The organism is Enterobacter cloacae complex sp. ECL414, from assembly GCF_021869685.1.
GTDB classification, from domain to species: Bacteria; Pseudomonadota; Gammaproteobacteria; order Enterobacterales; family Enterobacteriaceae; genus Enterobacter; species Enterobacter kobei.
In genome coordinates this window covers 3,334,134-3,359,602 of record NZ_CP091481.1, presented here as the reverse complement: position 1 = coordinate 3,359,602, position 25,469 = coordinate 3,334,134, and the positions used below count along the sequence as shown (strand labels likewise).

The window sequence follows — 25,469 nt, the reverse complement described above, 5'->3', positions numbered from 1 at the left end:
CATGCTCGTGGCAGCAGGTTTAAAGCCTGTCGACCATAACCTGAACAGAAAGTTATCCCGGACCGGAAATGATTTAATTATGTCAGCCGGCGGCACAACTAAATGATTTTACCTGTAAGAGTGGACGACGCAATACAAGGAAAATAAGGATGAAGATAACAATATCAGGCGTATTACTGGGTGTTTTATTCCTGGCCGGATGCAGTCAGCCAAAGGCTGAGGCACAAACGCAAAGCGGTGGCGCAGGAACAATAGAAGCGATCAATCATACCAAATGGGCGATTAATCATTTCAGCGTAAACGGTCAGTCGGGCATCGATGCCATCGGGCCTTTTGACGGCGGTGGCGGTGGGTGTTGCTACGGCGTTCCTGCAGTCTGGAAACCCGGAATGACGGTACGTATAGAGTGGGAAACCGGCAAGGGTTCTTCTGCTGGTTTTCCTGGATTTGCAGATGAAAAAAAGTACCTCGCATGGAAAGCTAAAATCGATGCACAAAAGAAACAGCATAGTCTGACAGTTTCTGTTCCCGATTATACAGGACAGGAGACCTGCGGTATTACGGTGCATTTTTTACCCTGTGATGATGTGAAAGTTACAACCAGTTGTTTTACCTACGGTAGCCCGTCGTATCCAATCAAACTTCCGCTGGAAATGAAGGAGCCGAAAGTATGTCCGAAGTAACCACGGATTTGGTCTGGTATCCACCTGAATTTCCAGCCCAGGTGCGGCAGGCGTGCAGCCTGTCGACCATACCCTGAGCAGAAATTTATCCCGAACCGGAAATGATTTAATTATGTCAGTCAGCGGCACAACTAAATGATTTTACCTGTAAGAGTGGACAATCCAATACAAGGAAAATAAGGATGAAGATAACCATCTGTGGCGTATTACTGGGTGTTTTTTTACTGGCCGGATGCAGTCAGCCAATGGCTGAGGCGCAAACACAAAGCGGTGGTACGGGAACAATAAAAGCGATCAACCATACAAAATGGGCCATCAATCATTTCAGCGTAAACGGTCAGTCCGGAATAGATATTATAGGACCATTTCAGGGAGGCGGTGGAGGATGCTGCTACGGTGTACCTTCTACATGGAAACCAGGAATGACAGTCAGAATTGACTGGGAAACCGGTGTTGGAGGAACAGAAGGTTTTCCTGGCTATGACCATTGGGATGAATACTTAAAATGGCAGAAAAAAATGGATTCATTTAAACGCCAACACAGTAAAAAGGTAGCAGTACCCGATTATACAGGTCAGGAAACCTGCGGTATTACGGTGCATTTTTTACCCTGTGATGATGTGAAGGTCACAACCAGTTGCTGGTCTCCCGCTAATGCAAATTACCCGATCAAACTCCCCCTGGAAATGAAGGAGCCAAAAGTATGTCCGAAATAACCACAGATTGAGTCTGGTATCCACCTGAATTTCCAGCCCAGGTGCGGCAGGCGTGCAGCCTGTCGACCATACCCTGAGCAGAAATTTATCCCGAACCGGAAATGATTTAATTATGTCAACCAGCGGCACAACTAAATAATTTTACCTGTAAGAGTGGACAATCCAATACAAGGAAAATAAGGATGAAAATAACCATCTGTGGCGTATTACTGGGTGTTTTTTTACTGGCCGGATGCAGTCAGCCAAAGGCTGAGGCGCAAACGCAAAGCGGTGGTACGGGAACAATAAAAGCCATCAACCATACCAAATGGGCCATTAATCATTTCAGCGTAAACGGTCAGTCCGGAATAGATATTATCGGCCCTTTTGATGGTGGCGGAGGTGGGTGCTGCTATGGCGTACCAGCAGTGTGGAAACCGGGAATGACGGTTCGCATAGATTGGCAGACTGGCGCTGGAACTTCGGAAGGATTTCCTGGGTTTGCTGATCGAGAAAAGTATAAAGCCTGGGAAAAAAAAATGACTTCACAGAATCGTGAGCATAGCAAAACGGTAGTTGTACCAGACTATACAGGCCAGGAAACCTGCGGTATTACGGTGCATTTTTTACCCTGTGATGACGTGAAGGTTACCACCAGTTGCTGGTCACCCGCTAATGCCAACTATCCGATCAAACTCCCCCTGGAAATGAAGGAGCCAAAAGTATGTCCGAAGTAACCACGGATTTAGTCTGGTATCCACCTGAATTTCATGCTCGTGGCAGCAGGTTTAAAGCCTGTCGACCATAACCTGAACAGAAAGTTATCCCGGACCGTAAATGATTTAATTATGTCAGCCGGCGGCACAACTAAATGATTTTACCTGTAAGAGTGGACGACGCAATACAAGGAAAATAAGGATGAAGATAACAATATCAGGCGTATTACTGGGTGTTTTCTTACTGGCCGGATGCAGTCAGCCAAAGGCTGAGGCACAAACGCAAAGCGGTGGCGCAGGAACAATAGAAGCTATCAACCATACCAAATGGGCGATTAATCATTTCAGCGTAAACGGTCAGTCGGGCATCGATGCTATCGGGCCTTTTGACGGTGGCGGAGGTGGTTGCTGCTACGGCGTTCCTGCAGTCTGGAAACCCGGAATGACGGTACGTATAGACTGGGAAAGAGGAGAGGCTTCAACAGAGGGTTTCCCAGGTTTTGCTGATAGAGAGAAGTACAAAGCGTGGTTAAAAATAAAGAAGGCCAATAACAAGGAACTTAGCAAAACAGTACCACTGCCAGATTATACAGGACAGGAGACCTGCGGTATTACGGTGCATTTTTTACCCTGCGATGACGTAAAGGTAACGACCAGTTGTTTCACCTACGGTAGTCCGTCCTACCCGATCAAACTACCGCTGGAAATGAAGGAGCCGAAAGTATGTCCGAAGTAACCACGGATCTGGTCTGGTACCCGCCTGAATTTCCTGTGCAAGGACGCCTGCCTTCACAGGCGGCACTGGTGGGGAAAAACTGCAGGCAGCAGGAAAGTTTGGAGCGTGCTTATCGCAATGAACTCTGTCAGGCTAAAAACAAGCTGGTAGATATGCCGTGCTGCAAAACTTTGCATATTAGTCTGTTCTTTGATGGCACCGGCAATAATCTGAACAACGATCTCTACTTTTCTGATCCTAAACATCCAACCAATATCGCTCGTCTTTTTCGTGCCACGATCGGCAATGGGACTGTTGGTGGGGTGTCTTCCACTGCCGGGTTACTCGATTCCGATTCTGGTCTCAAGGGGAGCTATTATAAATATTATATCCCTGGCGTCGGGACACCTTTCCCAGAAATAAACGATCTTGATTATTCGTCCTCGGGGCTGGCCTTTGCCAAAATGGGCGAGGACAGAATTAACTGGGCGTTGCTGAGAATAATTGACGCATTAAAGCGTTCGTTGGCTGCTAAGAATGACGATAGCAGTAAACTTTCGGATAGTGCAACTCGTGATGCCCTTGAAGCAATGGCAACGTCGTGGGCCTCCTTTGGTTTAACCGGGAGCCATAATCGTTACGAAACGTTTACCGATGAGCTAAAAAAGCTGAAGCCTTTGCTGGGTCCTGCGTTGCAGCAGCCTAGCCCCACGCAGCCGAAATTGTTGGCTATCAAGCTGTATGTATACGGATTCTCGCGCGGGGCGGCCGCAGCGCGCGCCTTTGTCAACTGGCTGAGCGAGTTGTTGCCCGTACCAACAGGCAAAGACGAAAAGCCCGAGCAATGCCTGATGGTTGATGAGTTGAAAATTCCCGTCAGCGTGGAATTTCTTGGGCTGCTGGATACCGTGGCGTCCGTGGGGGTTGCGCATGTCGCCCCGGTGGCGGAAGGGCATATGTCCTGGGCCGACAACACCCAGGAGTTGCCAAATGAAAAAACTTACGGCGGATTGATTAAGAACTGCGTGCATCTGGTGTCCTCGCACGAACAGCGTCTTTGTTTCCCGCTGGACTCTATTCGTCGCGCTGACGGTCAATATCCGGCAAACAGTAAGGAAATAGTTTATCCGGGTATGCATTCAGATATTGGCGGTGGCTATCCTCCGGGGGATCAGGGAAAAGCGAATGGGGAAGATGATAGTTTGTTGTTATCTCAGATTGCGCTTAATGATTTGTATTGCCGGGCATTTCATGCAGGAGCGCCTTTGAAAGTTCCAGGTGAAAGTCTTCCTACTGATCTTCAAAAGGATAAATGGAGGGCGTTAGTTTTAGATGTCTTGACCGAGTTTGATGTTGATACATCCCTTATCAACCGCTTCAACGCCTGGCGAGAACTCACTCTTCACCTCCCCCCATCAGGCAAAAAAATAACTGACGAACAGGCTGCTCAATATGATCCCCCTCAAGCGTCTGTCAGTCTCGAAAAAGCCCTTGAAAATCAGATAGCCTGGATCACCGCGTGGCGAATCGACCGCTATGCCAAAGGCACCATGCTTAATACGCCGTTTTACCTGCGGGCATCGGATAAAGATGGCAACCCGGGGGCGCTGGAAACGTCCAAAGCTAAACGGGACCTGAAGCAGGGGGCGGTTGAGGCCCGACGGAAAGAAAAAATCGCCAGCCAGCCTGCAGATAAAATGGATGAGTTGGTGCTGGAAGCCGGGATAAAGGACTTTGACCCGGATATCGCTCAAACCCAGCTGAAGCAGGCATCGGTGGAGTTTGGCGAGGACTATCGACAACAGCTCCGCAGCCCGACCAGCATTGGGCAACTGGTGCTGGCGGCCATCCCGCACAACAGCATATTCCTGCTTAATATCGATGACAGGCCGCGAGAATATGCCCTGATCAAAGCCTCAGCCGACACGAAGGTTGCGACATTGTTCCCGCCGCTCGGGGAGGCCTCAAATGCAGACACCCCGGCCGGGCTGGTCAGAGCGCTTTTTGACGATCAGATACATGATTCCCGCGCGTGGTTTATGCATTACACGCTGGGAACGCGTGAGCCCTGGGGGAGCTACTTCCTCTACCGGATGATCTACTTCGGTGATAACTGCAATAAATCGCTCTCTCCGTTGACCATTGCCGGTGACATCGTTGGGGCCGCCACGGTGGTGGGTGGGGTGATCTTCAGCTTCAGGCAGAAAGGCACGTCCGCAAAATTGGCTGGCCTTGCCGCAACGGCCGGACTATTCACGCTGGAATCGCAGGCAGTGGATTACCTGACCGGACTGGCTATCCCAATGGTCGACAATGCTGATGCGTTAAAAGCCTTTACCACCGAACCCGGTGCGGTAGTTGCGCAGCAGAGCGAAACGATCGCAGAAAAGCGCCTTGAGATGGCGAAATCACTCATTCAGTCCGGATGGCTGGAAAAAGCACAATCGCTGGTGACAACCTGAGCAGGAGCCATGGAATGAAACAGGTTATTCGTGAAGGAGATACTCTGAAGGAGTACGGCGGTAAGGTTCTGGGGGGGCATTATCTCTGCTTTGGTAAGGGGATAGCGACCAAAGGAGATGCAGTTAAATGCAACAAGCACGGTATGACGACTATCGCCGAGGGCAGCTCTCTCTCTGAGGCCGATGGTCAGCCCATTGCCCTGCATGGGCATCGCTGCGCGTGTGGCTGCACGCTGGTGAGTTCCTTCCCTGATTTTGGTATCGAACAGTGAGGAAGGCGCCGGAATATCCTGTCTGGGAAACAGCCAGCGCACCCAACAACCGTCGCTGGCTGCAGGCAGGGGCATTGATTAGTTTACTTGCCGGCGGTGCCGGAGCGCTGACCGGAGAGGCAAACCGCAGCGCTGCGGCTTTTGCAGTAATGTGGCTTGCTCTGGTCTTCATCGGTTTTCTCTGGCTTTGCCGACTGCTTTATTTCCGCTTCTCTTCGCACCATGCCATAGCCTGGCAGCGCAACGTCAGGTATGAGCAGAACCTGTGGTGGGAAGAACATCAGAGCCTGATTGGGCTGAAAGACATCCTGCTCCTTGGCCCGGCAGGTGCGGAAACGATGGACTGGCAGCGGGTGCTTCGTCGTATTCAGCGGCCCCCCGTTGAACGTCATGAGACGGGGGGGAAAACATTGCGTATTGCCCGTACCTTCTCTGCTGATAGTCAGGAACGGGAACAGCAGCTTGTTCGCGCGCTGGTAATGCAGTGGAAAACGACCTCTCGCGATATGCCGCAGGCGATCTCGCGGTGTTTTTTTCTGGGAGACGCCGCCGTCTGGTCTGCTTTTCGCGCACAAATGCATGACGCTTTTCCTGGAGTCAACTTACCTGACCAGCCCGAACCCTGGGAGGGAGAGGCAACGCTTGCGAGGCTAACAGCCCTGCTTCGTGAGGACGCGAAAAGCCAGCACCTTGTGGTGGGATGCGTTTCTTGTCCCGCATCACCTGATAGCCTGCTTCCCGCGGGGGAATCTGCAGCATTGTGGCTGGTCGGTGCGGATGCACCAGTGGTAATGCCTCGGGGAGAATTTTATGACGCCTCTGCTTCAGACCCATTAAGAAACATCTGCGAACGGGCCGTGACTCAATGCGAACTTGATGAGGATCCGGCTACCTGTATTTTGTTTTCGCATCCTCAAATTCCCCAGGTGAACGAATGTGGCTGGAATACCACCCATAACCTGCAGGATAACTATTGGGGGATACCGGGAAGTATGGAACCTCTTATTGTTATTTCTCTTGCCGCTCTTTATGCCCAAAACGAAGCACAGCCTTGCGGCTGGATTAGTACCGATCCTCAACACACTCTCGCTCTTGGAATAGTAAAGCCACATGGAAAAGGATAATGCCCTTAAACCAGACACGAGTATCTCGACTGCCGCAACGGTGACTATTGCGCTTGCGGTTGTCACTTTGGCGATACTTTTTGGAGGTCTCTTCTACTGGTATTTCGCTGTTGATCTCTCGCTGGACTGGGAATCGGTTCGGCCCGTACTGATTGCCTGCAGTATTTTCTGGATTGCGTTAGTTTGTCTCCTTGCGCTGGGTTTTCTTGGGGCTCAGCTGTGGCAGATATGTCGAATCAAGAAATTCGCGACGCAAGGAGAGAGAGACAGCCGTGGCGAGCAAAAGCGCAAAGAGCAGGGATTGAAAGCCGAAATCGCGCGTTTTTTGCGTAAACGCTACACCCTTTTCTGGCGCCACAAGGTCCGCCTGTTGCTGGTCACCGGCGACGAAGCCGCCATTGAACAACTGGTTCCAGGCCTTCGGCAGCAGCAGTGGCTTGAAGGCAACCGTACCGTTCTGATTTACGGTGGGAGCCTGGCATCTGAGCCCGATCGTGAAAAATACACCGCGCTACGTAAACTGCGTCGGAGTCGTCCTCTGGACGGTATTATCCGCGTTATACCGCAATCGCTTAGCCTGACCCCACAAATCAGTGACAGCGATTTACGCGGCCTGGAACAAATCAGTGAGCTGCTGCGCTATTCAGCACCGGTCTGGCTGTGGCAACTGTGCGACAGCAAGTGGTCACAGGCAAAACGCCCTGAGCAAACGGTGGGGGCTACTTTTCCCCTGCGCGCTAAAGAAGAAGATATTTTCCGTCAGCTTGAACTGATGCTGCCGACTCTGCGGGCACAGGGGATGAGTCAAATCGCCGAAAACAACAGTCACGATGCCCTGTTGCGCCTGGGCCAAAACCTTAAAGACGACGGTATCGCCCGTTGGGCTCAGCAACTGTTGCCGTGGCTCTCAGTTTCTCAGCAGCGTATTCCACTGCGTGGCCTGATGTTTAGCCTGCCGGAGAATAAACCAGCCGATACGTCAGAGAAAACGACCGACCCTGAGAAATATATCCCGGAATCACAGCAGCATGCCCTGACTCTGCCGGTGACCTGGCAGGGTATCGTTGACGACTGTACCCGTGTGCGTGGCCGCCGTGTCGGTATGGCGTGGGAACAAACCCTTGCCTGGACGCTGATGGTAATTCTCGGAATCTGGGGTGCGGGTACGCTGCTGTCGTTTTCACTGAACTACGGACAAATCTCCTCTGTCGCAGGAAAAGCCCGCAACCTGGTTGAACATCCTTCCGTATCCGACTATCAGCTGACGGGACTCCATGACCTGCGAAATGACGCAGGCCGCCTGCTGCACAATGTTCAGGAGGGGAGTCCGTGGTATCAGCGCTTTGGCCTTGACCATAACCAGCAGTTGCTCGATGCGTTGCTGCCCTGGTACGGCGTGGCGAACAACCGCCTGATTCGCGACCCGGCAAATGCCGCCCTGGCACAGAAGCTCACTGCGCTGGTAGGCTCAGCGCCCGGCAGCGATCAGCGGGCGCAATTGGCGAAGCCGGGGTATGACCAGCTGAAAGCCTGGCTGATGATGGCTCGCCCGGATAAAGCCGACGGCGCGTATTACGCCCAGACGATGAAAAGCGTGCAGCCTACGCGCATGGGCATTTCAACCGGCCTGTGGCAAAGCCTGTCGCCGGACTTGTGGGCCTTTTACATCACCGAACTGCCTGAGCAGCCACAGTGGAAAATCACGCCGGATGCGCAGCTGGTCAGCCAGAGTCGTCAGGTGCTGCTCCAGCAGATTGGCCGCCGCAATGCAGAAAGTACGCTGTATGAGAACATGCTCAAATCCGTGCGTCGTAACTTTGCAGATATCTCTCTGGAAGACATGACCAGCGGTACCGATGCGCGACGACTGTTCACCACCGAGGAGGTGGTGCCGGGCATGTTCTCTCGTCAGGCATGGGAAGGTGGCGTTCAGCAGGCCATAGAGAAAGCAGCCCGTTCACGTCGGGATGAAATCGACTGGGTACTCAGTGATTCACACAAGGCTGTATCGGCCGACCTGTCGCCGGAAGCGCTCAAAGCCCGTCTGACAGAACGTTACTTTACCGACTTTGCTGGCAGCTGGTTGAGCTTCCTCAACAGCCTGCAACTCAATCCGACAAACAATATTGCCGATGTGACCGACCAGTTGACCCTGATGAGTGATGTCCGCCAGTCTCCGATGATTGCCCTGATGAATACCCTCGCCTGGCAGGGACAGACCGGCCAGCAAAGCGAAGGTCTTTCGGATTCGATCCTCAAATCGGCTAAGGATCTGGTAGGTGGAAAAGACAAGCCTGCGATTGACCAGTCTGCGTCAGGGCCGCAGGGGCCGCTGGATGAAACCTTCGGACCGCTGCTTCAGCTCTTGGGTAAAAATAAAGGCAGCAACGTCATGTCGGCTGACAACTCGCTGAGCCTGCAGACGTACCTGACCCGCATCACCCGGGTACGCCTGCGCCTGCAGCAGGTTGCAAACGCCTCAGATCCGCAGGAGATGATGCAAACCCTGGCGCAGACCGTGTTCCAGGGCAAAAGCGTGGATCTGACTGACACTCAGCAGTATGGCAGCCTGATTTCGGCAAGCCTTGGCGAAGAGTGGAGCGGGTTTGGCAGCACGATGTTTGTGCAGCCGCTGACTCAGGCCTGGGAGACCGTGCTTCAGCCGTCTGCGGCCAGCCTGAATGATAAGTGGAGCCGTTCAGTCGTGGCGAACTGGCACACGGCATTTGACGGACGCTTCCCGTTTGCGGCGAGTAAGAGTGATGTTTCCTTGCCGATGCTTGCCGAGTTTATACGTAAGGACAGCGGGCGTATTGAACGCTTTCTGAATACGGAACTTAGCGGTGTGCTGCACAAAGAAGGCAGCCAGTGGGTGCCGGATAAGGTCAACAGTCAGGGGTTAAACTTTAACCCGGCGTTTCTGCGCGCCATTAATCAGCTGACCCAGCTGTCGGACATTCTGTTTACCGATGGCAGTCAGGGCATCAGCTTTGAACTGCAGGCACGTCCGGTACCACAGGTTGTGGAAACGCAACTGACGATTGATGGGCAAAAGCTGCATTACTTTAACCAGATGGCTGACTGGCAGTCCTTCCGCTGGCCGGGAGAGACTTATAAGCCGGGAACCATGGTGACCTGGACCACGGTTAACGCAGGGGCGCGTCTCTTCGGCGACTACAGCGGAACCTGGGGCTTTATTCGCTGGCTGGATCAGAGCAAGCGCCAGCAGCTCGACCGCAGTCAGTGGATGATGAATTTCACCGCCCCGGATGGTCGCACCCTGCAATGGGTATTGCGTTCACAGCTTGGCAGTGGGCCGCTGGCGCTACTGGCTTTGCGCGGCTTCACGCTGCCGGATGAGATCTTTAGCGTCGACAGCGCGGCCACGGCTCAGGCGCTGATGGCGAACACCGAAGACAATGACATGGACGAAAGCGAATAATGGACACTCTGCAGAATCTGATTGCCGCCTGTCAGGCGGACGAAACCCAGCTGCGAAAGCAGGCTCAGGCACGCGCGGAAAGCTGGCAACCCTGGCTTGCCCCGGTAAATGAGGCCTGTGTAACAGGAGAAGATCCCGGGTATGACGATGATTTCCAGCGTATAAGAGAGGAGGTGAATAAACTCTCCGGTATCGATACGGGACTGATTTGTACGCTTGCCGAAAAACTGCTGACGACTACCGCCAAAGATATCCGCATTGCGACCTATTACTGCTGGGCGCGATTGCACCAGGATGGTGAAACAGGCTTTGCCGAAGGGCTTGAGTTAGTGGCGGGATTGCTGCAGCGCTACGGAACGCAACTTCATCCGCAGCGGGAGCGAAGCCGTAAGCCCGCGCTTGAGTGGCTTGCAGGTTCTCGTCTGCTTGACAGCCTGTCACTCTGGCCAGAAGTGGTCCGCGATGATGCCCTTCGCACGGCAGGCGCGCTGTTGCTCATCCATGACGCTCTGCAAACAGAGCCGGAAACGTCACGACCCGAGCTGAATGCCCTGTACAGCGCGCTGGAATCCCGCCTGATGAAGGCGGGGGGCGTGGATGCCGTGGTACCTCAGAATGCCGGTAATCAGTCCCAACTCCCGGCTTCGTACTCGACGGAGTCTGACGCACCCGTTATGAGCCGCATCACGTCCGGTCAGGATCTGCTGGCGCAGGCACGCACGTTGACCGGGTATCTGCGTGAACAACCCGATGGCTGGCTTGCCGCTCACCGGCTGATGAAGAGCCTGAGGCATGACACCCTGAGCGCTATTCCTGCACCGGATGCCGAAGGGAAAACACGCATTGAACCACCCCGGGCAGACCAGCGGGCGATGCTGAAACGCCTGTACCTGCAGCAGAGCTGGCTGGAGATACTGGAGCAGGCGGACAGCACCTTCTCGCGTGGCGCTAATCACCTCTGGCTGGATCTGCAGTGGTATATCCATCAGGCGCTGGTGAAGTTGGGGCAGGATGTGCTGGCCGACATCATCAACGCCGACCTGAAAGGGCTGTTGCGCCGCCTTACCGGACTGGAAACCCTGGCTTTTAATGACGGGACGCCATTTGCCGATGAGGTCACGCTGAACTGGATTAATCAGAGCGTACTGGACGATATGTCCGGCTGGCGGGATGAGCCGGTCAGTGCCGGCAGTGGAGAGGATAACGATATCCTGACCCTCGAGCCGGAAGCGCTGGAGAAAGCGGACACGGACGGTCTGGACGCGGCACTCCATTGGCTGCAGACCCGCCCGGGCACCGACGCCATAAAAGACAAATGGCTGCTGCGCCTGCTGATGGCGCGTATAGCCGAGCAGAAGGGCAAAAATGAACTTGCCCTCCATCTGCTGGGCGAGCTGGACAGTACAGCACAATCCATCACCCTCACGCAGTGGACACCGGCGCTGTTGTTTGAAGTCAAATCCCGCCGACTCAGACTGCTGCGCATGAAAGCCTCGCGCAGCGAAACCGATAAATCACGGCTTCAGCCTGAGATGGATTTGCTTCTGTCCGGTCTGATTGCGCTCGATCCGGCAAGCAGTGCGGTGCTTTGCGGGTAAAACGCTGGCTTACATTTAAAACATAATTATTCAGGTTCTTATGGACGATTTAACCCTGCGTTATTACGACGCCGAAATGCGCTATCTGCTGGAAGCCGGAGAAGAGTTTGCCCGTGCTCATCCCGAGCAGGCGGCAATGCTCAACCTCGATAAAGCGGGCGCGCGGGACCCGTACGTGGAGCGCCTGTTTGAAGGCTTTGCCTTCATGATGGGTCGGCTGCGTGAGAAACTCGACGATGATCTGCCCGAACTGACCGAAGGGCTGGTCAGCCTGTTATGGCCGCACTACCTGCGTACGATTCCGTCGATGTCGGTGGTGGAATTCACCCCTGACTGGCGTGAAATGAAAGAGCAGATGCGAATTGTCAAAGGCTTCGAGGTTAATTCACGGCCAATCGGCGAGAAGGGCACGCGCTGCCGGTACACCACCACCAAAGAGATTACCCTTCAGCCGTTGTCGCTGGAGCACGCCCGCCTGTCGACCGATCCTGATGGGCGTTCAGTTATCAGCCTGCGCTTCAACTGCAGCCCTCTTGCCGACTGGAGCCGTGTCGATCTCAGCCAGATCCCGCTTTACTTTAACGCTGATGCACCACTCGCCTGCGCCATGCATGAAGCTTTTACCATGAATGTTGCTCGCCTGTGGCTACGGATGCCAGGCGGCATGGACAGAAAACCGCTCGACGGGTATTTCACCGCGCTGGGATTTGGCGATGACGACGACCTGTGGCCGAAGGGCAGCAGCAGCTTTAGCGGATATCAGCTGTTGCTGGAGTACTTCACCTTCCGCGAGAAATTCATGTTCACCGGCCTGCGTGGTCTGGAAAGCGTGGTCTTTCCGGCTGAACTTCCCTGGTTTGAAATCGACGTGGTGCTGGCGGAACGTTGGGAGTATGACTTCAGCTTTACCGAAAAGCATCTGCGCCTGAACTGCGTGCCGGTGATAAACCTGTTCCCGCTGGAATCTGACCCGCTTACGCTCAACTCATTGCAAACTGAATACCTGCTGCGGCCGATGCGCGTGCAGGACGGTCATACAGAGATTTACGCGGTCGATTCAGTGATGTCATCGAGTCAGCATACCTACGTGCCGTTTTCCAGCTTCCGCCACAAAGGCGGAATGATGCGCCATGAAGCGCCGGAATATTATTACCACACCCGCGTGCGTCGCGGCCCGTCGGGTTTGCACAATACCTGGCTTATTCTTGGCGGTGAAGCGTTTGATAACCACACGGTACCGGCAGACGAGAGCCTGTCCCTGACGCTCACCGGCACCAACGGCCAGCTTCCGCGACGGGCGCTGCAAAGCACCGTGCTCGATACGGTGATGAAAACCACGTCAGCCAGCATCGCCGTACGTAACCTCTGTGCGCCAACGCTTCCCTGTTATCCCCCGGCCCAGGACCGTTTCCACTGGCGCGTGCTGAGCCACCTTGGCAGCGGTTTCCTGTCGATGATGGACAACGCCGACGTGCTGCGCGGCACCCTGGCGCTCTATGAGTGGACCGACAGCGAGATGAATCGCCGTCGCCTGGAAGCGATCATTGATGTGAAGCACAGCGAAACCGAGCGCTTCGAGCAGGGTTACCTTGTTCGCGGCGTGCAGATTGAAGTCACGCTCGATAGCCACGGTTTTGCCGGGCGCGGCGACATCTGTCTGTTCGGCGAGATGCTGAGCCGCTTCTTTGCGCTCTATACCGATATCTATCTGTTTAACCGCCTGATTATTATTCTGCAACCGACCGGAGAACGCCTGGAATGGGAAGAGAAGCACAACCGGCGCATTCCCGGCTGACCCCGCGGCTGGAAGCCGAACTTCACCGCATCAACTTTTACCGTTTATGCCAGCTGCTGGAGAAACGTTATCCTGGCAGACCGCTGATGGGATCGACCAGCCATCCGGCGGATGACCCGGTACGCTTTGCGCCGCATCCGGGGATGGGGTTCCCGGCCAGCGAGCTGAAAGCGGTTGAATACGATGAGGATGATAGCGGCAAGCCGCCGGTTATTCGCACCACGTTTATGGGGATGTACGGCGTCGACTCACCGCTACCGACGGCCTATCTCGATGACATTACGCAGCGACGGGAAGGGCATGACGCGCTGCAGGGCTTTCTGGATATCTTCAGTCACCGCATCCTGACGCAGTTTTACCGCATCTGGCGTAAATACTCCTATCCTGCCACGTTTGAACCGGGCGGTAGCGACAGCATTTCACAGTCGCTGCTGGGCCTGGTGGGGCTGGGTATACCGGGTACGGCAAACCATATTGCCACGCCAGTGTCGCGCTTTCTGGCGCTGCTGGGTGTTCTGCAGCAGCCAGGCAAAACCCAGGAAGGGATGCAGGCACTGGTGAGCCTGCTTGCTCCGGATACCCGCGTAAAGGTCAGCCCGTACTGCCTTCGACCGGTGGAGATCGGTAAGCCTCTGGGTTTTTACGGTAATGACGATTTCCTGCTTGATGGCAATACGCCTTTAGGGGACGAAGCAATGGATGCGGGCAGCCAGCTGCTGGTCGCACTCAAGACCGATAACGAACAGGAAGCGCAGGGCTGGAAACCGGATGGTCTGCTGTATCAGGATTTTCTGGTGATGCTGCGGGTGTACCTGGGATGGCGGTTTAAGGCCAGGATCACCCTGACCACGCCTGTCCGACTGCTGGCCGCCCCTCCTTTAGGCGAAAATCCTTTCTGGCTGGGAATGAACGGCGTGCTGGGAGCTGAAGCTGACAGCCTTCCTGATGACATCCCTGAGACCTTTACGACAGAGCTGGGTTATTACCGCGGGCTGGAGCCTGCGAAACCACAACAAGGAAACCGACGTGTTACGTACAAGTTTAACTAAGACCACGCGCTGGCTGTTGCCCCTGATGGCACTCTCTCTGACGGGGTGCGGAGTGACGCAGAGCGTCACTGACGGTACCAGGTCAGCGTTTAATGCCGTGTTCTATAAAAAAATTAAAGTACTGCATCTGGACTTCACCGCACGTGAGGCGCTGAACACCGACTCCCGGGAAAATCATTCGTTGTCTGAACCTGTAGTGGTCCGGATTTACCAGCTCAAAGACCGCAAAACCTTTGATAAGACGGTCTATCAGCAACTGCTTCAGGATGATGCCACCCTTCTGAAAGAGGACCTGCTGGCGAGTCGTGATGTCGTGGTGAAACCGGGCGGTGATGCAAACCTCGATATGCCCATGGAAGAAGCGGCACAGTTTGTTGCTGTGGTGGGGCTGTTTCGCCATCCGGATATGACCAACAATACCTGGAAGCAGGTAATCAACCGCAGCGAACTGGATCCGGACAAACCCCGCATTCTGGAGGCTTGCGATAACTCTCTGACACTGCAACCACTTAAGGACGACTAATGCCCCAGGGACATAACACGCCGTCGCTGTATGAAATGCTAACCGGGAATTTCACCGGTGGCCTGAACCTCTGCCAGGTCAGCGAGGAAAATCAGGTCATTCTGTCGGTACTGGATAACATGCAGCGCGTTCTCAACTGCCGCGCCGGCACGCTGGCGCATCTGCCCGATTATGGCCTGCCGGATATGACCAAAATCCTCCAGGGTATGCCAGGTACCGCCCATGAACTGATGGGCACCCTGTCGGCTGTCCTGCTCAAATATGAACCCCGCCTGAAAAGGATAGATGTAGTACTGCTGGAGCAAAACGTACCTGGCGAGCTGCGTTATGCCATTGATGCTGAGCTCAAAGGTATCGGCCTGGTGCGCTACGGCACCGAGTTTATGCCGGAAGGGCGGGTTCTCCTGCGGCATCTTAAGCAACAGCAATATCTCGATACGAAAACTCGTCTGTAAGGCCAGAAAACACCATGTCAGTAAAATCACAGTTCCTCAAAAAACTACAGGCCAGACAGCCAGTTCCGGTTTCATTTACCAGTAAAACTCAGGCCGATATTGCAGCGTTCCGCCAGCGAATGGCACAGCTTCAGGAGCAAATGGACGCGTGGCTGACAGGTACCGGACTGAATATGGAGCCGTTCACTGTATCGGTCACGGACCTGCTGGTGGAGGGCGGGGCTTTTGACATTCCCGGTATCGTCCTGCATTACGACGACCGGTCTGTAACGTTTACGCCGGTATTTTTGTACGGTCAGGGCGTGACCGGATGTGTGGAAGCGGCCTTTCACACTAAAGGAAGCATATCGTCACTGGGGCGTTTATTTATGCGTTCAGGTACGGTGAGCGACTGGACCTATACTCCGGCGGGTGCATTATCACGTTCTGGACAGCGTTTTGATGAGAGCACATTTTTTGGTCTGATTTTGGCGCTTCTGCCATAGCTGCGGGTACTGCAGCCCCCTCTGAATATGCAGCACGCGAAGCCGCATAAACGACGACCTTCACTCACTCCTGATACGCCAAATGGACGACTGGCCATGAATGACATTATCCCACGTAAAATCAAAACCGGCGGCGACCCGCGCACGCTACCGGACTATACCGCCCTGCGTGATGAGCTGAGGAAGCTCACCCATCCTGCGCGTCCAGACGTTAACTGGCAGCATGTCGAGAAACTTTGTCTTTCACTGTTTGAGCAGAACGGCGTGGAGCTTCAGACGCTGGCCTGGTACACGCTGGCTCGGACGCAGCTGGCCGGATTATTCGGGCTCAATGAAGCTCTGGCGATACTGGAGGCGCTGATTAGTCGTCAGTGGGGGGCGATGTGGCCGCAGCCGGTTCATGCCCGCATGGAAATCCTCAGCAGTCTGAGTCAGCGTCTGCAGCAACGGATGCGCTCGCTCCCGCTCAATTACAGCGACCTCAGCCAGCTGTACCAGGCTGAGCAACGGCTCACCGCGCTGGGGGAGGTGCTGCAGCGCCTGGAGCTTAAGCATCATAGCCAGCTGGATACGTTGCGTACCCTGATGCACAACAGTGCTGTCCGGCTGGAAAACAGCGAGGGAGTAACCGTCTCTGCCAGTAGTCCTGTTGAAGAAGATAACGCCCGGAACGAAGCAGTAAAATGGGTGTATGTCGCACAGTCGGAGTACCCGGCGAATGTTGACGTTCAGACGGCAATACCCGGTCCGATGAAAAAGTGGAAATCTTTCGTCGCCGGGATGGGGACCATGCTGGTGATAAGCGCACTTTCACTATGGGGTTGGCAGTATATTCACCGTACTGACCCGCTACAGGCTCAGCTTGCAGCCTCATTGTCACCTTTGCCTGTACCTCTGTCACCAGAACAGCTTAAAACGTTGCGCCAGCAATCTTCGTTACCGAAAACGGCGATCGCGCAAACGCAGCAGCAACTTGCCCTGCTGGATAAATTGCCTCCTGACTGGAGTATGACTTACAGCCGAAAACTCACGGAACAGGCTGAGATGTTGTGGCCGGAGCAGGCTAAGCCTCTGGTTCAGCAGTGGCAGCAGCAACGGAATGCCGCGGTGTTACCAACAGAACAACTGAACGGCTGGCATCAGGGAATGGCGACGCTGGAGAAGCTGGGTCACCGCCTGAACGGTCTGGATGAGCAGAAGGGGAAATACATGACCGTCAGTGAGCTGAAGTCAGTGGTTTTTTCCGCTATGCAGTCATTTAATCAATCGATACCGGCTGAAGAACAGCTCCGACGACTGTCGCAGTATCCTGCTGGAAATGTACTTCCTGAAGGGGAGAAGACTCAACTTGAGCTGCATTTAAAACAACTGGCAACGCGTTATGCTCAAATAAAACAGGACGCCTCTGCTCAATGAGTTGATGGGGCGAAATTGGCTGAAAAAAGAGAGAAAGGTCAAAGTGTCCCCTGCAGGAATCGAACCTGCAACTAGCCCTTAGGAGGGGCTCGTTATATCCATTTAACTAAGGGGACGAGGCGGCACGAGTATAGCGTTATTTACACTTTGCGTTAAGCGCATCGCCGCCTGACTGCTCAAAGAGTCACCATTCAGCCCGTTTTTTTTGTCGAATTGCCCTCATTCTCCTGCGCCTTTAGCTCAGCTTTGCGTCTGTTAGACATGTCGTTACGGATTTGGGCATGGCTTAACAGCGCGAAGATAAACGTTCCGCCGCAGATATTCCCGGCCAGCGTCGGAAGGGCGAACGGCCAGAAAAAATCAGTCCAGTGAAGCGTACCATTAAAGACCAGATAGAGTATTTCAACGGTACCGACCACAATATGCGTGGTGTCCGCCAGGGCAATCAGCCAGGTCATCAGTATGATCACCACAATTTTGGCGCTGCCTGCGGAAGGAAACATCCACACCATCGTGGCGATAATCCAGCCGGAGATGATGGCGTTTGCGAACATTTCGGCCGGCGTGTTTTTCATCACGTCCATGCCAATTTTCACAAACGCATCCCGGGTAGGTTCATCAAAGATCGGCATATATTCAAACGCCCAGGCGGCGATACCCGTGCCGATAATGTTACCCAGCAGGACCACGCCCCACAAACGCAACAATAAACCGAAATTGCCGAGGGTTGGATTTTGCATCACTGGCAGAACGGCAGTCACCGTGTTTTCAGTAAACAGCTGCTGGCGGGCCATGATGACAATAATAAAGCCGAAGGTATAGCCGAGGTTCTCCAGTAAAAAACCGCCGGGGACACCCTCAAGTTGAACATGAAATATCCCTTTTGCGAGCAGTGACGCGCCCATTGACAGTCCCGCAGCGATGGCTGACCAGAAGAGGGCCATGGCATCGCGCTCCATCTCCTTTTCGCCATCCTGGCGTATATGTTCGTGAATTGCCATCGCGCGGGAGGGGAGGCGATCTTCATCAACTTCTATCTTCTCGCCGCGCGCTTTCTCCTCGCTCTCAATTTCAATATCCTCTTTGCTCTCTGCAATTTTGTCTTCACCCACTTCTTTCATAACGGCTCCCGGAGGTTGATCTTTCTTTTAAGCGTAGCGGCTTTTATCAGGATGCCTGTGGGGATGCTCTTAAATTGGCGGTAATGACAACAAAGGTGAGACATCTCTTTCAAAGGCATTATAAAATTGCCAGCGAAACGAATTCCAAAAGCCAGGCTATGCTGAGATCAGAGCCACGGTGTTTATTGCCCGTGCTTGTGCTCATAGACATCGGTAAACGTGCTGTTACAATCACTTGCACGTTTACAGACGGAGCGCCAGATGCTTCGTTACGGATGGCAATCAACGATAGCCATACTGAACAGGGAGATATTTATGAAACTTCGGCTGTCGGCGCTTGCGCTGGGCATGACGATGCTTGTGGGCTGCGCCAGCTCCGGGGAGCAAACGGGACGCTCCGATCCTCTCGAAGGATTTAACCGCTCCATGTATAGCTTCAACTACAACGTGCTGGATCCGTATGTGGTTCGGCCGGTGGCAGTGGCATGGCGCGATTATGTTCCACAGCCTGCGCGTAACGGGCTAAGCAATTTTACCAGCAACCTCGAAGAGCCCGCGGTTATGGTGAACTACTTCCTGCAGGGCGATCCGTATCAGGGGATGGTGCACTTTACTCGCTTCTTCCTGAACTCCCTGCTGGGGATGGGCGGCTTTATTGATGTCGCCGGCATGGCAAACCCGAAACTGCAGCGTGAACAACCGCACCGCTTCGGCAGCACCCTGGGGCATTATGGCGTAGGTTATGGTCCGTATGTCCACCTGCCGTTCTATGGCAGCTTCACCGTGCGTGATGATGGTGGCGATATGGTCGATACGCTGTATCCAGTCCTGTCGTGGCTGACCTGGCCGCTGTCGATTGGTAAATGGACGGTGGAAGGGATTGAAACCCGTGCGCAATTGCTCGACTCAGACGGTCTGCTGCGCCAGTCTTCCGATCCTTACATTATGGTGCGCGAAGCATACTTCCAGAATCACGATTTTATTGCCAACGGTGGCAAGCTGAAGCCGGAGGAGAATCCAAACGCGAAGGCTATCGAAAACGAACTCAAAGATATCGATTCGGAATAAATAAAAAAGGTGAGCGATGCTCACCTTTTTCGATTTCAGTGCGCTTAGAACGCGTAGTTAAAGTTCGTACCGAACAGCCAGGCTTTACCTTCAGAGGTAAACTCGTACGGACCTTCCTGGAACGTCACTTTCTGACCGTGCATATAAGATACGCCCGCATCGATGGACGCATTCTCGTTGAACGCATATGTCGCACCAGCACTTAACCAGAAGCGGTCCTGATCCGGAATGGAAATGGAACGTTTGTCTGCCGGAACCGGGCTGTCGTCAAATGCGATACCGGAGCGGAAAGTCCAGTTTTTATCGTAGTAGTAGGTGGTACCCAACGCAATACGATAGGCGTCGTGGAAGCTTTCATCCTTATAGAACAGCGTTTGACCATTGTTGCCGGTTGCTTTCAGCTCCTGGAACTGGCTCCAGCTGGTGTAGGCCAGGCTATAGTGAATAGCCCATTGTGGTGCCACGCGGTTGTAACCGGAGACTTCCCACATTTCTGGTAAATGCAGCGACAGTGAACCTGGAACTGTCTGGTTTGAGGTGCCCCATGGAATGGTGGTACCCGCGCCTGGAACCAGGTTGTTGACTGGCGCCAGGATGCCGCTCTTGTAATCGCCGTCGAAGTCAATTTTCACTTCGGAACGATAGGTCAGGCCCCAACGGTTGTTTTTGTCCAGCTCATACAGGATACCGGCGTTCCAGCCATAGCCCCACTCATCACCTTTCAGGCTGGCAATTTTATTGCTGTTTTTCGGCAGGCTGGCAGTCTGCTCGCCGGAGTAACGCTCAATTTTTGCATCAGCGTAGACGGCATCAAAGCCCAGACCAAAGCTCCAGCTGTCGTTCAGACGATAAGCACCGCTCAGGTTCAGGTTCAGCGTCGTAAGATCGGTTTTACCGCCGTATTCACCTGCCGGATAGTTGTTATTGAATTCAGTTGCAAGGCCGTAGTTGGACGTGACGGACGCCCCCCAGCCAAATTGCTCATTAATAGGTGCAACGAAGTGCAGGTTGGGTACCCATGCGGTCGGGGCAATATTGTCCGCTTTCAGGCTCGCACCTGTGTAAGGCGACTTGCCAGAAATGTTGACATCAGGATCGATATATACCGCACCCGCAGAGAAGGTCGGGCGATCGAACATCATGATCAGTGCAGGGTTACGGCTGGCGTTACCTGCATCATCAGCAATTGCACCTTCCCCAGAATACGCGCGGCCAAGGCCAGAGGAAGAAAATTCGTTTAACTGAAAGCCCGCTGACCAGGCGGAAGTGGAGACGATTGCCACTGCGACTGCCAGCGCAGTCTTGTTGAACAGGGTTTTCTGGCTCATGACCATAACCTCATTGAGTTATTTTTATTCAATAATTGTTACATACCGTAACAGGAGCGCGAAGTGTAGGGTCTGAGGTTTGACAGACAAATCAGACCAGTGGCCAGAGTATAGGTCTGACCAGCTGGGATGTTGCAAGTTTGTTTATTAATATTTTCAAACATGTTTCATGAAACGAGATCTGGTTGGCAAAAATGTGACCATCGCGACTCAGTCAAAAGGGTGGTTTTTGTTTTAGATCATTTTTTAGTGTGATATTGGTCACTTATCCGATTTTGCGCCATTAACGGCTGGAGAGAGCCTGCGCCGGGGCGTAAAATAGCAGCATCGTGTTTATCTCGCGCGCTGCGCGAATACAGAGGAAATTGAGCTATGAGTAAATGCAGTGCTGATGAAACCCCGGTTTGCTGCTGTATGGATGTTGGCACCATCATGGACAACTCCGATTGCACAGCGTCTTACAGCCGTGTGTTCACCAACCGCGCTGAAGCGGAAGAAACCCTGTCCGCGCTGAGCAAGCGTGCGCGTGATGTTGAATCCGATCCGTGCGAAATCAAATCTACCTTCACCGAGGTGGACGGCGGCGTGAAGCTGGATATTGACTTCGTGTTTGCTTGCGAAGCAGAAACGCTGATTTTCCAGCTGGGCCTGCGTTAATCTTTTTTGCCCGACGGCGCTTCGCTTGCATGGGCCTACGATCGTGTAGGCCGGGTAAGGCAACGCCGCCACCCGGCAACAAACCGCACAAATGCCTCTGCCCTGCAGGGGCATTTTCTTTTTCTTCTCTGTGTCTTACCTCGCACTTTTTCGTTTCCCCAATTGGCTGAATGTAAAAAAATGGTTAAGACTATTATCAGGTCAGACCACTTAACGTTTGCGTCAATTTTTTACAGGGGAGTGTTATGAGTCAGGCATTACCGCTTATTACCCGTCAGGGCGATCGCATTGCCATTGTCAGTGGTTTGCGTACGCCGTTTGCGCGTCAGGCAACGGCGTTTCATGGCATACCGGCTGTCGATCTGGGGAAAATGGTGGTGGGGGAGATGCTGGCTCGCAGCGAAATTCCGCCTGAGGTCATTGAACAGCTGGTTTTCGGCCAGGTGGTTCAGATGCCTGAAGCTCCCAATATTGCGCGAGAAATTGTCCTCGGCACCGGGATGAGCGTTCATACGGATGCCTATAGTGTCAGTCGCGCCTGTGCGACCAGTTTCCAGGCGGTGGCTAACGTGGCGGAAAGCCTCATGGCGGGCACCATTCGCGCCGGGATCGCCGGAGGCGCCGATTCCTCTTCGGTACTGCCTATTGGCGTCAGTAAAAAGCTGGCCCGTATTCTGGTGGATGCAAACAAAGCCCGCACGACCGGTCAGAAGCTCAAACTCTTCTCGCGTTTACGTCTGCGCGACCTGATGCCTGTACCCCCTGCTGTCGCAGAATATTCTACCGGCCTGCGCATGGGCGATACCGCGGAACAGATGGCGAAAACCTACGGCATTACCCGTGAGCAGCAGGACGCGCTGGCGCATCGTTCACATCAGCTGGCGGCGAAAGCCTGGTCAGAGGGCAAGCTCACCGACGAGGTGATGACCGCCTATACGCCTCCTTATCGGGAACCATTGGTTGAAGACAACAATATCCGCGGTACCTCGACGCTGGCGGATTACGCCAAACTGCGTCCGGCGTTCGACCGTAAACATGGCACCGTGACTGCGGCCAACAGTACACCGTTGACGGATGGGGCAGCCGCCGTGATCCTGATGACCGAATCCCGCGCGAAAGAGCTGGGCATCACCCCTCTGGGCTATTTGCGCAGCTATGCCTTCACCGCCATTGATGTCTGGCAGGACATGTTGTTAGGTCCGGCCTGGTCCACGCCGCTGGCGCTGGATCGCGCAGGGCTGTCGCTGGCTGATTTAACCCTGATTGATATGCACGAAGCCTTCGCCGCACAAACCCTGGCAAACGTACAGCTGCTGGCAAGCGAGCGTTTTGCACGTGATGTGCTGGGGCGCGCCCATGCCACGGGTGAAGTGGATCAAAGCAAATTCAACGTGCTGGGTGGTTCGATTGCCTATGGTCATCCGTTTGCGGCGACAGGGGCGAGGATGATTACTCAGACATTACACGAGCTACGTCGCCGCGGTGGCGGGTTTGGCCTGGTGACCGCCTGTGCGGCGGGTGGCCTGGGTGCTGCAATGGTTCTGGAGGCTGAATAATGGAAATGACATCTGCATTTAACCTGACGGTTCGCCTCGACAACGTCGCCGTGATCGCCATTGATGTGCCTGACGAAAAAATGAATACCCTGAAGGCGGAGTTTGGCACTCAGGTTCGCGCGATGCTCAGGCAGATCCGCGAAAACAAGGCCATTCGCGGTCTGGTGTTTATCTCGGCCAAGCCGGACAACTTTATTGCCGGGGCCGACATTAACATGATCGCCCGGGCGCAAAGTGCGCAGGAAGCGGAAGATCTTGCGCGTCAGGGGCAGCAGGTGATGGCCGAGATCAACGCGCTGCCGATCCCGGTGATTGCCGCGATCCACGGTGCTTGTTTGGGTGGTGGACTGGAGCTGGCGCTGGCCTGCCACAGCCGCATTTGTACTGACGATGCGAAAACCGTTCTGGGCCTGCCGGAAGTGCAATTAGGTCTCCTGCCTGGTTCCGGTGGCACGCAGCGTCTGCCGCACCTGGTAGGGGTTAGCACCGCGCTGGAAATGATTCTCACCGGCAAGCAGCTGCGCGCCCGTCAGGCGCTGAAAGCCGGTCTGGTTGACGATGTCGTTCCCCACGCGATTTTACTGGAAGCTGCTGTAGAACTGGCGCTGAAAGGTCGCCAGCCAAAACGTCCTCTTCCGGTGCGAGAGCGTGTGCTGGCGGGTCCTCTGGGAAGGACGATCCTGTTCAACATGGTGGGCAAAAAGACCGAACAAAAAACCAAAGGCAACTACCCGGCGGCGAAACGGATCCTGGAGGTGATTGAAACCGGGTTGTCACAGGGAAGCAGTAGCGGCTATGCCGCTGAAGCCAAAGCCTTTGGCGAGCTGGCGATGACGCCGCAGTCACGGGCGCTGCGCAGCATCTTCTTCGCCAGCACAGAGGTGAAAAAAGATCCGGGCAGTGAGGCTGAGCCTGCTCCGCTGCGTGCAATTGGCGTGCTCGGGGGTGGGCTGATGGGCGGCGGCATTTCTTTCGTTACCGCAAGTAAAGGGAAACTGCCGGTACGCATCAAAGACATTAACCCTAAGGGAATCAACCACGCGCTGCAGTACAGCTGGCAGAACCTTGATCAAAAGGTCAAGCGCCGCCATATCAAGGCAAGCGAGCGTGATAAAACCCTGGCGATGATCTCCGGCACGACGGACTACAGCGGTTTTGCGCACCGCGATCTGGTGATTGAAGCCGTATTTGAAGATCTGGCGCTCAAGCAGCAGATGGTGGCGGACGTTGAACAGCATTGCGCGCCGCATACCATTTTTGCCTCGAATACGTCGTCATTACCCATCGGCGATATCGCAGCGAAAGCCGCACGTCCTGAGCAGGTGATAGGTCTGCACTTTTTCAGCCCGGTAGAAAAAATGCCGCTGGTGGAGGTGATCCCTCACGCCACAACCAGCCCGCAAACCATCGCTACCGTGGTGAAGCTGGCGAAAAAACAGGGCAAAACCCCCATCGTGGTTGCGGACAAAGCCGGCTTCTACGTCAACCGTATTCTGGCGCCGTACATCAACGAAGCGATGCGGCTGCTGACGGAAGGGGAGAAGATTGAGCACGTCGATGAGGCACTGGTAAAGTTTGGCTTCCCCGTTGGTCCTATCCAACTTTTGGATGAGGTGGGAATAGACACCGGCACTAAAATTATACCTGTACTGGAAGCCGCTTATGGCGATCGTTTTGCGCCGCCTGCAAATATTGTTTCTGCAATTTTGAAGGACGATCGCAAAGGCAGAAAAAATGAACGCGGTTTCTATCTTTACGGCGCGAAAGGGCGTAAAAGCAAGAAACAGGTCGACCCTTCTGTTTATGGGCTTATCCCGACCTCAGGTCAGGGGAGACTCTCCGCCGTTCAGTGTGCTGAACGTTGTGTGATGATGATGCTCAATGAAGCGGCACGCTGCTTTGGTGAGCAGGTGATCAAGAGCGCACGGGATGGCGACATCGGCGCCGTATTTGGTATTGGTTTCCCGCCGTTCCTTGGCGGCCCGTTCCGTTACATGGATACACTCGGCGCGGGTGAAGTGGTGGCTATTCTGCAACGTCTGGCATCGCAATATGGCCCGCGGTTTACACCGTGTGACGAATTATTGCAGATGGCGGAACGGGGCCAGACATTTTGGCCTGCAAGGGAAACTGTCCTCGTAAGCTGAGGTCAAAGAAGGGTAAATCCCGACGTGAATGAACCTGTTCTGGCGATTTTGTAAACAGAGATTGACTATACTTACGCCATTGAGGTAAAAAACAGCGTTTCATTCACCGAATGGATCAGGCACAATGCCCGGCCATCGGGTTTTCTACCTCAGAGCATTTAT

At 54.1% G+C, this 25,469-nt stretch carries 21 protein-coding genes and 1 tRNA gene; 19 read left to right on the top strand and 3 right to left on the bottom strand.

The window, feature by feature from the left end:
• The first annotated feature begins 149 nt into the window (after nucleotides 1–149).
• From tli1a (L3068_RS16090) to L3068_RS16020, 15 genes are all read left to right on the top strand, one after another.
• The gene (tli1a, locus tag L3068_RS16090; RefSeq protein WP_014884704.1) at nucleotides 150–683 is read left to right on the top strand and encodes a Tli1a family immunity protein; all 534 of its coding nucleotides are present in this window, start codon (nucleotides 150–152) and stop codon (nucleotides 681–683) included.
• Nucleotides 684–865: 182 nt separating this feature from the next.
• Entirely contained in the window at nucleotides 866–1,399 is a 534-nt protein-coding gene (gene tli1a, locus L3068_RS16085) for a Tli1a family immunity protein (protein ID WP_014884703.1), read from the top strand.
• 182 nt (nucleotides 1,400–1,581) lie between these two features.
• Entirely contained in the window at nucleotides 1,582–2,115 is a 534-nt protein-coding gene (gene tli1a / locus L3068_RS16080) for a Tli1a family immunity protein (RefSeq protein ID WP_014884702.1), read from the top strand.
• A gap of 181 nt (nucleotides 2,116–2,296) precedes the next feature.
• Nucleotides 2,297–2,830, top strand: a complete 534-nt coding sequence (gene tli1a, locus L3068_RS16075; protein WP_014884701.1) for a Tli1a family immunity protein — start codon at nucleotides 2,297–2,299, stop codon at nucleotides 2,828–2,830.
• Nucleotides 2,818–5,271, top strand: a complete 2,454-nt coding sequence (locus L3068_RS16070; protein ID WP_014884700.1) for a T6SS phospholipase effector Tle1-like catalytic domain-containing protein — start codon at nucleotides 2,818–2,820, stop codon at nucleotides 5,269–5,271. The genes tli1a (L3068_RS16075) and L3068_RS16070 overlap by 13 nt, the downstream gene beginning before the upstream one ends.
• A 14-nt stretch (nucleotides 5,272–5,285) precedes the next feature.
• Nucleotides 5,286–5,543 carry a PAAR domain-containing protein gene (locus L3068_RS16065; RefSeq protein ID WP_014884699.1) on the top strand — a complete coding sequence of 86 codons (258 nt, stop codon included), beginning with the start codon at nucleotides 5,286–5,288 and terminating at the stop codon, nucleotides 5,541–5,543.
• On the top strand, nucleotides 5,540–6,667 hold the full coding sequence (locus L3068_RS16060) for a KPHS_23130 family T6SS system protein (protein ID WP_495369337.1): 1,128 nt from the start codon (nucleotides 5,540–5,542) through the stop codon (nucleotides 6,665–6,667). The genes L3068_RS16065 and L3068_RS16060 overlap by 4 nt, the downstream gene beginning before the upstream one ends.
• Nucleotides 6,654–10,109: an ImcF-related family protein gene (locus L3068_RS16055; RefSeq protein ID WP_014884697.1), complete on the top strand. Its 3,456-nt coding sequence runs from the start codon at nucleotides 6,654–6,656 to the stop codon at nucleotides 10,107–10,109. Before L3068_RS16060 ends, L3068_RS16055 begins: the two co-directional genes overlap by 14 nt.
• On the top strand, nucleotides 10,109–11,707 hold the full coding sequence (gene tssA, locus L3068_RS16050; protein ID WP_117580771.1) for a type VI secretion system protein TssA: 1,599 nt from the start codon (nucleotides 10,109–10,111) through the stop codon (nucleotides 11,705–11,707). Before L3068_RS16055 ends, tssA begins: the two co-directional genes overlap by 1 nt.
• A 40-nt stretch (nucleotides 11,708–11,747) precedes the next feature.
• Nucleotides 11,748–13,502, top strand: coding sequence for a type VI secretion system baseplate subunit TssF (tssF, locus tag L3068_RS16045; protein ID WP_117580773.1), 1,755 nt, complete (start codon nucleotides 11,748–11,750; stop codon nucleotides 13,500–13,502).
• Nucleotides 13,466–14,551 carry a type VI secretion system baseplate subunit TssG gene (tssG, locus tag L3068_RS16040; RefSeq protein ID WP_063861988.1) on the top strand — a complete coding sequence of 362 codons (1,086 nt, stop codon included), beginning with the start codon at nucleotides 13,466–13,468 and terminating at the stop codon, nucleotides 14,549–14,551. Before tssF ends, tssG begins: the two co-directional genes overlap by 37 nt.
• The gene (gene tssJ, locus L3068_RS16035) at nucleotides 14,529–15,074 is read left to right on the top strand and encodes a type VI secretion system lipoprotein TssJ (RefSeq protein ID WP_117580775.1); all 546 of its coding nucleotides are present in this window, start codon (nucleotides 14,529–14,531) and stop codon (nucleotides 15,072–15,074) included. The genes tssG and tssJ overlap by 23 nt, the downstream gene beginning before the upstream one ends.
• Nucleotides 15,074–15,529 carry a type VI secretion system baseplate subunit TssE gene (tssE, locus tag L3068_RS16030; RefSeq protein WP_045269247.1) on the top strand — a complete coding sequence of 152 codons (456 nt, stop codon included), beginning with the start codon at nucleotides 15,074–15,076 and terminating at the stop codon, nucleotides 15,527–15,529. Before tssJ ends, tssE begins: the two co-directional genes overlap by 1 nt.
• Before the next feature lie 14 nt (nucleotides 15,530–15,543).
• Nucleotides 15,544–16,014, top strand: coding sequence for a hypothetical protein (locus L3068_RS16025; RefSeq protein ID WP_117580777.1), 471 nt, complete (start codon nucleotides 15,544–15,546; stop codon nucleotides 16,012–16,014).
• A 96-nt stretch (nucleotides 16,015–16,110) separates the two neighbouring features.
• On the top strand, nucleotides 16,111–17,430 hold the full coding sequence (locus L3068_RS16020; protein ID WP_117580778.1) for a VasL domain-containing protein: 1,320 nt from the start codon (nucleotides 16,111–16,113) through the stop codon (nucleotides 17,428–17,430).
• 44 nt (nucleotides 17,431–17,474) lie between these two features.
• On the opposite strand, the gene L3068_RS16015 is transcribed toward L3068_RS16020, so the two are convergent.
• Both L3068_RS16015 and L3068_RS16010 read right to left on the bottom strand, forming a co-directional pair.
• Nucleotides 17,475–17,546: transfer RNA gene (locus tag L3068_RS16015), tRNA-Arg, on the bottom strand.
• Between the two features lie 75 nt (nucleotides 17,547–17,621).
• A complete protein-coding gene (locus L3068_RS16010) occupies nucleotides 17,622–18,551 on the bottom strand; it encodes a formate/nitrite transporter family protein (protein ID WP_117580780.1) in 930 nt (309 codons plus the stop codon).
• 315 nt (nucleotides 18,552–18,866) lie between these two features.
• Here L3068_RS16010 and mlaA point away from each other — a divergent pair, with 315 nt between their 5' ends.
• Nucleotides 18,867–19,619, top strand: a complete 753-nt coding sequence (mlaA, locus tag L3068_RS16005) for a phospholipid-binding lipoprotein MlaA (RefSeq protein WP_023338584.1) — start codon at nucleotides 18,867–18,869, stop codon at nucleotides 19,617–19,619.
• A gap of 44 nt (nucleotides 19,620–19,663) precedes the next feature.
• On the opposite strand, the gene fadL is transcribed toward mlaA, so the two are convergent.
• Complete coding sequence (gene fadL, locus L3068_RS16000; RefSeq protein WP_014884687.1) at nucleotides 19,664–20,947, bottom strand: long-chain fatty acid transporter FadL; 1,284 nt, start codon at nucleotides 20,945–20,947, stop codon at nucleotides 19,664–19,666.
• Between the two features lie 372 nt (nucleotides 20,948–21,319).
• Between fadL and L3068_RS15995 the strand changes: the two genes are divergently transcribed.
• From L3068_RS15995 to fadJ, 3 genes are all read left to right on the top strand, one after another.
• Nucleotides 21,320–21,604, top strand: coding sequence for a YfcZ/YiiS family protein (locus L3068_RS15995; protein WP_014884686.1), 285 nt, complete (start codon nucleotides 21,320–21,322; stop codon nucleotides 21,602–21,604).
• Nucleotides 21,605–21,849: 245 nt separating this feature from the next.
• Nucleotides 21,850–23,160, top strand: coding sequence for an acetyl-CoA C-acyltransferase FadI (gene fadI / locus L3068_RS15990; RefSeq protein ID WP_023330992.1), 1,311 nt, complete (start codon nucleotides 21,850–21,852; stop codon nucleotides 23,158–23,160).
• A complete protein-coding gene (fadJ, locus tag L3068_RS15985; RefSeq protein WP_117580782.1) occupies nucleotides 23,160–25,307 on the top strand; it encodes a fatty acid oxidation complex subunit alpha FadJ in 2,148 nt (715 codons plus the stop codon). The genes fadI and fadJ overlap by 1 nt, the downstream gene beginning before the upstream one ends.
• The last annotated feature ends 162 nt before the right edge of the window (nucleotides 25,308–25,469 follow it).

What these genes read in the sequence shown, in the direction of transcription:
- tli1a (WP_014884704.1), top strand. Translation starts at nt 150, where the DNA reads ATGAAGATAACAATATCAGGCGTATTACTGGGTGTTTTATTCCTGGCC.
- tli1a (WP_014884703.1), top strand. Translation starts at nt 866, where the DNA reads ATGAAGATAACCATCTGTGGCGTATTACTGGGTGTTTTTTTACTGGCC.
- tli1a (WP_014884702.1), top strand. Translation starts at nt 1,582, where the DNA reads ATGAAAATAACCATCTGTGGCGTATTACTGGGTGTTTTTTTACTGGCC.
- tli1a (WP_014884701.1), top strand. Translation starts at nt 2,297, where the DNA reads ATGAAGATAACAATATCAGGCGTATTACTGGGTGTTTTCTTACTGGCC.
- L3068_RS16070 (WP_014884700.1), top strand. Translation starts at nt 2,818, where the DNA reads ATGTCCGAAGTAACCACGGATCTGGTCTGGTACCCGCCTGAATTTCCT.
- L3068_RS16065 (WP_014884699.1), top strand. Translation starts at nt 5,286, where the DNA reads ATGAAACAGGTTATTCGTGAAGGAGATACTCTGAAGGAGTACGGCGGT.
- L3068_RS16055 (WP_014884697.1), top strand. Translation starts at nt 6,654, where the DNA reads ATGGAAAAGGATAATGCCCTTAAACCAGACACGAGTATCTCGACTGCC.
- tssA (WP_117580771.1), top strand. Translation starts at nt 10,109, where the DNA reads ATGGACACTCTGCAGAATCTGATTGCCGCCTGTCAGGCGGACGAAACC.
- tssF (WP_117580773.1), top strand. Translation starts at nt 11,748, where the DNA reads ATGGACGATTTAACCCTGCGTTATTACGACGCCGAAATGCGCTATCTG.
- tssG (WP_063861988.1), top strand. Translation starts at nt 13,466, where the DNA reads ATGGGAAGAGAAGCACAACCGGCGCATTCCCGGCTGACCCCGCGGCTG.
- tssE (WP_045269247.1), top strand. Translation starts at nt 15,074, where the DNA reads ATGCCCCAGGGACATAACACGCCGTCGCTGTATGAAATGCTAACCGGG.
- L3068_RS16025 (WP_117580777.1), top strand. Translation starts at nt 15,544, where the DNA reads ATGTCAGTAAAATCACAGTTCCTCAAAAAACTACAGGCCAGACAGCCA.
- L3068_RS16020 (WP_117580778.1), top strand. Translation starts at nt 16,111, where the DNA reads ATGAATGACATTATCCCACGTAAAATCAAAACCGGCGGCGACCCGCGC.
- L3068_RS16010 (WP_117580780.1), bottom strand. Translation starts at nt 18,551, where the DNA reads ATGAAAGAAGTGGGTGAAGACAAAATTGCAGAGAGCAAAGAGGATATT.
- mlaA (WP_023338584.1), top strand. Translation starts at nt 18,867, where the DNA reads ATGAAACTTCGGCTGTCGGCGCTTGCGCTGGGCATGACGATGCTTGTG.
- fadL (WP_014884687.1), bottom strand. Translation starts at nt 20,947, where the DNA reads ATGAGCCAGAAAACCCTGTTCAACAAGACTGCGCTGGCAGTCGCAGTG.
- L3068_RS15995 (WP_014884686.1), top strand. Translation starts at nt 21,320, where the DNA reads ATGAGTAAATGCAGTGCTGATGAAACCCCGGTTTGCTGCTGTATGGAT.
- fadI (WP_023330992.1), top strand. Translation starts at nt 21,850, where the DNA reads ATGAGTCAGGCATTACCGCTTATTACCCGTCAGGGCGATCGCATTGCC.
- fadJ (WP_117580782.1), top strand. Translation starts at nt 23,160, where the DNA reads ATGGAAATGACATCTGCATTTAACCTGACGGTTCGCCTCGACAACGTC.